The organism is Paramagnetospirillum caucaseum, from assembly GCF_000342045.1.
In the GTDB taxonomy this organism is placed as follows: domain Bacteria; phylum Pseudomonadota; class Alphaproteobacteria; order Rhodospirillales; family Magnetospirillaceae; genus Phaeospirillum; species Phaeospirillum caucaseum.
The window spans coordinates 1-7099 of sequence record NZ_AONQ01000116.1 but is presented as its reverse complement, the minus strand read 5'-3'; the positions used below and the strand labels follow the sequence as shown (position 1 = coordinate 7099).

Sequence of the window (7099 nt, the reverse complement as noted above, 5' to 3'; positions counted from 1 at the left end):
GGCTTGGCCGCCCGTTTATGGGCAGCCTTGAGTTTGGAAATCTCCCGCCGCAGGCGAGTAATCTCCTCCCACGATTCCTTGGCCTCCTTTTCCCAGTTCACGGAGACACCACCGATCTCGAAGTCATCCGTCCTGATCGACAATTGGCTTGCGTGGATTCCTTTGGCCTTGAGGTCCGTGGCAATCTTCCCCAATGCGGTCAACCGTTCAGGGTCGGTTGCAGCGGAGTCGAGGGCTATGGCCAGCAGTTTGATGATCTTGTCCATTTCTGTGACCTCCCAGCCCTCAATCACCTAATCTGACGCTGAAGTTCCAGGCCATTTCCTCGCGGGCGACCCGAACCGAGTGCCAGCCCTCGTGGTCGGCAAAGATCGGGTCGTGCTGGTTCTTCGAGTGCCAAACGCTTGGGGAGAAGGCCCAGACCCGCCCATCAATGGTGACCACGACCCTGGCTGCCCGAATTTGATGGCTTTGACCGACGATATGTTCAGTTCCGATTTCCTTGGCGACCTTGGGCTGACCGCGTTCGGGAACCAGCAGCACATCGCCCTGCCGAATGCCAATTGCCAATTGGCGTTCGGTCACCTCCCACATCCATCGTTGTGCAGCCCGAACAGGTGCTGCTGGATCGGTCGGATCGCGGCGGATTGAAGCCCGAACGGCAGCGGCACCAACTGGGTGCCGGAACGGCTGCTTGGTCAATTCGTTGAACCCACAGAGGACGTAGGTTTTGTGCTGGTTGAGAAAGCCATTGCGGTAACGGCGGAAGCTGTGCCGGACCTGAACCACGGCCACATCCTGTTCGGGATCAACCCCGTACAGATCGTGGTTCAGGGCATCCCCGCGACATGCATTGTCAAACTTTACGAACCGCTCGGGGAGAGCGGCCTTAAAGTGATCCAGGATGCTGGTTGCTGGCTTCGAATCGACAGTTTCGATCTGATCGAATCGTCCACGTTTAATATTCATCGCAGCGTTCTCCAGTGACGCATAAATTCAACGACAAAATTCTCCGTGAATATGGAGGTTTCGCCGTGTTGTTTTGCGTACTACGGCCGCAATGTGCTGTTAGTCAACTCCAAAAATAACCAAGATTGTTCAAAAACATTCTTATAGAAATATATCATCAGGGTTGTATTCAGGGTAAAATCCGCCAGATATTTAAATCTGGCGGATTTACGGTTTCGTACGGAATAGGAATCAATTGGCCGGTCCTTTTGGAACCTAAGGTGAACACTCTCGTCCTGGCATTGTTTCCCGCAGCGTATGGAAGTGTGCGGCCCGAATGTCACGGTTTCAAAAATCTTGAATTCTCGGTTCACCGGCGGCGACGGAATGTCCGGAAAACGGACTTCAGGGGCTTCCCGTGACGTTCGATCTGATCGCCAACACCGGGCAGATCAGATTGAGCCGGGGGCATGGCTGGCGGCTATGTCGCACAGAAAATCGTCATGGTAGAGTGAACTGGTGACTGACTGGAGAGCATTGATCTCATTGGGCTTGTCAAAGCCGATATCCCACCTGCGGCCACGACCAGCGAATTGGACTCATAGGAAGTTTGATGGCTTCAAAATTTCTCCGTGAATTGGAACTGATCAGCGGCACGGCGAAGGACGGCTGGGAGGTCAGGCTTGATCTTCTTGAGCAGATGCAGAACCTCATAATTCTCGTCCAAAGCCATCAGATCGTTTTCATCAATCCCGCAGGGCTACGCTGGCTTGGGTACGAAAAATCGGTGCTTTTGGAATCTGAAATTGGCGGGCTCTTTCACCCTGATTATGCCGATCTTGTCGGTCTGGGCCTCGAATTGCTTGCCGAAGAGCAGGTGATACCCCTGAAGCTTCTGCACCGGGATGGCTTGGAAATTGATGTGGAAATGTGGGTCAACCGCCTGGGGATGCCCGGTGAAGAGATATTCATCATTGAGGCCCGCAATATCTCGGATCACCTGAAGTCGGCCCGTGCCTTGCGGGCACGAGAGCAGTGGCTTGAAGGGATCATCAATACCGTGGCTGACGGTATCGTCACCGTCGATAAAAACGGCATCGTTCAGACCTTCAATCCCGCCGCCGAACGCATCTTTGATTTCAAGGCCGACGAAGTTATCGGCAAGAGCATCCGACAATTGGTTCCTGATCCCGTTGCCAAGAAGTTGGGCCAGGAGGCTGGGCAGGGCTGGCATGACATATTGTCGATGGGAGAGGAATTGATGGGGATGCGGAAGGATGGCGTCGCCTTCCCCATGGAAGCTTCGGTCAGCGAAATGCAGCAAGGCGAAGGGGTCGCTTATGCCAGCGTGGTGCGAGACATCACGGCACGCAAACGTGCCGAAGAGCATATTCGGCACCTTGCACACCATGATTCTCTGACTGGCCTTCCCAACAGGTTTTTGTTTGGAGACCGTCTGGAAGCCGCTATCACGCGAGCGGATCGGCATCAGACACGGATTGCCTTGGTGTTCATCGACCTCAATAAGTTCAAGCCGGTCAATGATACATACGGACATGCAGTCGGAGATATGGTCCTTATCGGCGTTGCCAAGAGGCTGAGCAACTGCCTGAGAAAGACCGATACGGTAGCCAGGATTGGCGGTGATGAGTTCGTAGCCATTCTGGAGGAAATTTCAGGTGAGAAGGAGATTCGCAGGTTGGTCGGCAAGATCATGGTTGCTGTCTCATCACCGGAAACCATAGATGGCGTTGAACACAGTCTGGGGGCCAGCCTCGGCATTGCTCTTTATCCAGATGACTCAACAGAGTCGATAGATTTGATCGATAAGGCGGATAAGGCGATGTACTTGGCGAAACGCACCGGAGGGGTGTGCCTCTTTCCAGATATTCTGTGGGAAGTCGAGAAATCTTGAGGAGGCCAACCGACGGCACTATTACGCCCTCAAACAATTGGCTGAGTTTGGTATTTTTTCGTCGAAAATGAGAAGGGTGCAACGGCCTTCGATATTTTTCGTCCCGAGAGTCGATATCGTGCCTCCCATCGCCGCTGCACCGCAAAAGATCGTTGCAGCGTTAATTATTATTTAACCCGAACCTATTCGGAGGTATGATTTATACACCATTAGTATGATGGCGACCCGTGTTGGGCGGGGAGGGAGTCCGAGATGTGCGACACCTTAGCCGAAGCACCCATGGCGATCAGGGAGGCCGTAATTCCGATCCTGTATGAGATGGAATTTCCCAACATGATGGCCTGTTACGGCTACTTGCTGGAATGCGGTACGCATCGTTGCTTGTTGACTGGCATTCGGCAGTGGATGAACGAGAAATGCCATTTCTGCGATGTCTGCGGCCGACTGGAAAATCCGCCAAGTTAGGAGCCGGGCAGCAGCCCCAGACTAAATCATAAACAGGCTATCAAGGGCCTTGAACAGGTCATCCGCGAAGTTCGGGCCTTTGAAAATGACGGGAACCTTCTTCGGCAACAGCGTCAACACACCGGCGTCCCGATCCAGGCTGGTAATGACGGCGATTGCAATGTTACGGGTTGAGGGCATGGCCGACAACCCTATCGCCAGATCGATTCCGTCCAATCCCGGCATGACCGCCGAGATGATAATGAGGTCTGGTTTCGTCTGAACCACCATTGACAACGCCAAGACGGTATCGGGGACCACTGAGGTTCTGTAGCCACATTGGCGAAGTTCACGTTCAACGAAATGCGACTGTGCCCCATGGGGAGCAACCAGCATCACTTCGATGCGTCTGATCTCGATTTCATCCAGTGTTGAAGCAAGTTTTTGTGGAAGCCGGGAGAAATCGGGCTGGATTTCTGTGCCGCGACTACCAACCTGTTTAGATAGCTCATCGATATAGGTTTCAAGATCGATCCAGATTCGCGGAGGCAGCGTTTCAGGGGCGTCCGCAAGATATTCGTCGAGCTTGTGGGCCATAGCACAGAGGGCGTTCAAGCCAAATCCAGCCGCCTGTCCACGCAGATACAGGGCGAGCCGCCGAAAGTTTCCAATCAGTTCCGAGCGGGTGATCCGGCCTTGGCGGCCGTTATCCAGAACGAATTCAAGGGCACGAAGCCGCTCCATGGCGTCATCGAAAAATTCATCTCGAATCTCATCGAAAACCGCAAACTGGTCGTGTCCACTTTCTCGGCTCATTGTGCCCCCAATTTCACAATGTCTACGGCTTGTCGTCGCTCAGAACCCTATCGAAATTCATAAACGGATGCGATACCTTTATATCAATCGTTTACCATTCATTTATCGATTCAGTATGCTCATCAGGCCATGTTCATAATCCATTCAATCTAGGAGATGTGTCGGAGATGACGGGTGACCGTAAAACTCCATCAGGTCGCGAGCGAACTTTTGCTCATGACGAATTGATCGTCAGCAAGACCGATCCCAAAGGACGGCTGACCTACGTAAACGATGTGTTTTTGACAGTGAGCGGCTATGCCGAGGCCGAGGTGATGGGAAAGCCACATTCGGTCATACGGCACCCCGAAATGCCGCGATGCGTCTTCAAACTGCTTTGGGACACCATTGTCGATGGCCGAGAGATATTCGCATATGTGAACAACATGGCGAAGAATGGCGACAACTACTGGGTATTCGCCCATGTCACCCCGAACCTCGACGCTGCCGGTCAGATCATCGGATATCACTCCAATCGACGGGTGCCCGAGAAGGCCGCATTGGAGACGATCAAGCCGCTTTACCGTTCGCTGTTGGAAGAAGAACGCCGCCATCCAGATTCAAAGGTTGGGCTTGAGCGATCATGGAAAATGCTGAACGACGCCGTAGCAACGGCGGGATTCGATAGCTATGACCGTTTCATCTTCACCATCACGCCAGAAAATTGATCAGAGGCCGCCACATGGAATTGACCCTCGGCTCATATGCCCGAACCTTATCCCTTGGGATGCTGGTTCCTTCGTCGATCTGCTTACTGGCGGGAACATTCGGGCTGCTTGGTGGTTCGAGTATCGCCCATTGGGTCGTGATTGTCGCATCCCTGCTTGGAGTTGTCGGAGGCATCAAGATCGGCGGTTCTGCTCGAAGAATGGCAGGTGATCTTTCCACCGCGATCCACGTGCTTGGCCGGTCCTCCAGTGGTGACCTCAATGCTCGAATTCTGGACGTCCGTGCCAGCGATGGCATTGGAGTCCTGCAACACAACATCAACCGATTGCTGGACCTCGCCGAAGCCTTTGGAAAAGAGGCATTCGCCGCAGTCGAGTCCGCCAATCATGGTCGATATTACCGCCGGATTATCACCACAGGTTTGCGTGGCGATTTCGTTCTGTACGCCAAGACCATCAACCAAGCTTTGAAGCGAATGGAAGCCAGGGACGCTGAGTTCATCGCCTTTGCCAACAATCAGGTAAAGCCGGTGGTGAACGCAGTGGCTGCCGCTGCCACAGAACTGGAAGCATCTTCGGGGGCCATGTCGGCACAGTCCACCGACACCAGCCATCAAGCCATGACGGTTGCCGCAGCGGCGGAACAAGCCTCGGTCAACGTCCAGGCCGTGGCCTCTGCCGTGGAGGAGTTCTCTGCCTCCATTAAGGAGATCAGTGCCCAGGTCCATCGTGCTGCCACCGTAGCCTCGGAAGCAGCCGGGGTTGCGTCTCGTACCGATACGACGGTCCATGGCCTCAGTGATGCCGCCCAACGGATTGGAGCCATTGTCAGCTTGATCAATGACATCGCCGCCCAGACCAATCTTTTGGCTCTCAACGCCACCATCGAAGCGGCTCGTGCCGGTGATGCCGGGAAGGGCTTTGCCGTGGTGGCGAACGAGGTCAAGAACTTGGCAAACCAAACGGCCAGGGCAACCGAAGACATCACCTCCCAGGTGGCCCATATCCAGGAAGTCGCCGCCGAAGCTATCAAGGCCATTCAGGAAATCACTCGAACCGTATCCCAGATCGAGGAAACATCGTCCGCCGTGGCCGGTGCCGTGGAAGAGCAAAATGCGGTCACCGTGGAAATCGCACGTAATGTCGCGGAAGCTGCAACCGGAACGTCCGCAGTATCCTCAGCGATCATCACGGTTCAAGCGACTGCCGCAGAAGCTACCGAATCCGCTGGTCAGGTTGCTGATGCTGCATCGGAATTGTCGCGGCAGTCTGAAAATCTTAGCCGCGAGGTGGATGGTTTTATTGCCCGAATTGGCGGGCGGTAATCAGCGGAGTTCATGGAGATTTTGCTGAATGACGGAAGCGTGCCAAATCGCTGGGTGGTCAGACGCTTTCTCTGTAGGGAATGCTGCGATTGACAGCGATCACAAGGCATTCTTTGAAATTGCCAATTTGCTCAAGTGCGTCGATTTAGATGCAGCGGAAAGCAAATTCGTAATCGATAGTGCCTTGGCGATGCTCGAAGAATATGTCGCAGGGCACTTTCTCCGTGAAGAAAAGGCCATGGCTAAGGTTGGCTTTCAACACTTTGAAGATCATCGTGCAAAGCACTTTGCCTTCAATCGCAAAATTAATGAGGTTATCAGGCTGTATCGTGGCGGACGTTTGTCCGTTGCGGAGAAACTGCACGATCTTGTCCTTAAGTGGCTTGCAAGTCACATTATGAATGAGGACATGAAGTTCAGGTCACTGCTGACTGATGACGACGTTGATCAGAGGCCGCTTGCGTATCTTGCTCTCGACGCTCTTGAGAATGAAGAGCCTGAAAAAGTGGGAGTTCCTACTGTCATCGTGCCTGCCAAGGTGAAGATAGATTACGCTAAAATAACGGCATTAATTTGCGTTCCAAGCAGCACAATTCGATCTGGAATTAGATTCACACTAAATGAGATTGGTATTTCAAACATAGAGGAGTCAAATAACTTTATTGCCCTTGATGAATCATGCAGAAATGGCGGCTTCCAGATTGTTATCATGGACGCTGCGGTTGACGGAAATGATTCGACGTATTTCATTCGCCAAATCCGCTCTATACAAACAAATTGCGATCCATTCGTATTGACGGTATTGATCCTTTCAACAAGGGATGAAGTGGCGGTTCGTAGTGCCATGTCTTCAGGAACTGATTCTGTGCTTCTTATTCCATTCTCATCCGGCCAATTGAGAGATCAGATTGTTGGTCATGTAGAAAGGCGGAAGCCTTTTATCC

Annotated in this window: 7 protein-coding genes; 4 read left to right on the top strand and 3 right to left on the bottom strand. The window is 53.0% G+C overall.

The annotated features are described in order from the left end of the window. A partial coding sequence (locus H261_RS22010; protein WP_040477210.1) for a hypothetical protein occupies positions 1–266 on the bottom strand: 266 nt, incomplete at its 3' end. Positions 267–285: 19 nt separating this feature from the next. After that, positions 286–969: a hypothetical protein gene (locus H261_RS26285; RefSeq protein WP_235063018.1), complete on the bottom strand. Its 684-nt coding sequence runs from the start codon at positions 967–969 to the stop codon at positions 286–288. Positions 970–1561: 592 nt separating this feature from the next. On the opposite strand from H261_RS26285, the gene H261_RS21995 reads away from it, so the two are divergent. Further along, a complete protein-coding gene (locus H261_RS21995; RefSeq protein ID WP_008622119.1) occupies positions 1562–2863 on the top strand; it encodes a diguanylate cyclase domain-containing protein in 1302 nt (433 codons plus the stop codon). Positions 2864–3349: 486 nt separating this feature from the next. Here the strand turns inward: H261_RS21995 and H261_RS21985 are convergent, their stop codons facing one another. Beyond that, the gene (locus tag H261_RS21985) at positions 3350–4123 is read right to left on the bottom strand and encodes an Hpt domain-containing protein (RefSeq protein WP_008622117.1); all 774 of its coding nucleotides are present in this window, start codon (positions 4121–4123) and stop codon (positions 3350–3352) included. Positions 4124–4290: 167 nt separating this feature from the next. Here H261_RS21985 and H261_RS21980 point away from each other — a divergent pair, with 167 nt between their 5' ends. The 3 genes from H261_RS21980 to H261_RS25160 all read left to right on the top strand — a co-directional run. Next, on the top strand, positions 4291–4830 hold the full coding sequence (locus H261_RS21980) for a PAS domain-containing protein (RefSeq protein WP_040477208.1): 540 nt from the start codon (positions 4291–4293) through the stop codon (positions 4828–4830). A 14-nt stretch (positions 4831–4844) separates the two neighbouring features. After that, entirely contained in the window at positions 4845–6155 is a 1311-nt protein-coding gene (locus H261_RS21975) for a methyl-accepting chemotaxis protein (protein ID WP_040477206.1), read from the top strand. A gap of 28 nt (positions 6156–6183) precedes the next feature. Then, positions 6184–7099: bacteriohemerythrin (locus H261_RS25160; RefSeq protein ID WP_152427057.1), on the top strand; the 916-nt coding region annotated here is incomplete at its 3' end.

Coding starts and splice junctions, on each gene's coding strand:
- H261_RS21980 (WP_040477208.1), top strand. CDS start 4,291: ATGACGGGTGACCGTAAAACTCCATCAGGTCGCGAGCGAACTTTTGCT.
- H261_RS21975 (WP_040477206.1), top strand. CDS start 4,845: ATGGAATTGACCCTCGGCTCATATGCCCGAACCTTATCCCTTGGGATG.
- H261_RS21985 (WP_008622117.1), bottom strand. CDS start 4,123: ATGAGCCGAGAAAGTGGACACGACCAGTTTGCGGTTTTCGATGAGATT.
- H261_RS26285 (WP_235063018.1), bottom strand. CDS start 969: ATGAATATTAAACGTGGACGATTCGATCAGATCGAAACTGTCGATTCG.
- H261_RS21995 (WP_008622119.1), top strand. CDS start 1,562: ATGGCTTCAAAATTTCTCCGTGAATTGGAACTGATCAGCGGCACGGCG.